The sequence below is a fragment of the Asticcacaulis sp. AC460 genome (genome assembly GCF_000495795.1).
Taxonomy (GTDB): domain Bacteria; phylum Pseudomonadota; class Alphaproteobacteria; order Caulobacterales; family Caulobacteraceae; genus Asticcacaulis.
Genome location: NZ_AWGD01000081.1, coordinates 1 through 391 on the forward strand (window position 1 = coordinate 1; position 391 = coordinate 391).

1 pseudogene is annotated in these 391 nt (G+C 62.7%); it reads right to left on the bottom strand.

Going from position 1 to position 391, the window contains the following annotated elements:
* Nucleotides 1-373, bottom strand: a pseudogene (locus tag ABAC460_RS0125450) (calcium-binding protein); the annotation flags it as partial.
* Nucleotides 374-391 lie beyond the last annotated feature (18 nt).

Here is a 391-nt window from a genome sequence, read left to right on the forward strand (position 1 = left end):
TGCCGCCGCCGACATATTCGATGACTTCGTCGGTGGCGACATTGACATAGTAGGTGTCGTTGCCGGCGCCGCCGTCCATGATGTCGCCGCCATACGAACCGTCGAGGATGTTGGCGCCCGACGTGCCGTAGAGGTAGTTGGCCAGCGAGTTGCCGGTGGCGTTGATGTTGCCCGTGCCGGTCAGGCGCAGGTTTTCGATAAAGGCGCCGATGGTGTAGGAGACCGAGGACCGGACGGTGTCGAAGCCGCCGTCGTCGATGCCCGTCACACTTTGCTCCGATGCCACGTCACCGATGTTGTCGACGATGTAGAGGTCATCCTCGCCCTTGCCGTACATGGTGTCGGCGCCGGTGCTGCCGTTGAGGCGGTTCATGCCCGAATTGCCGGTCAG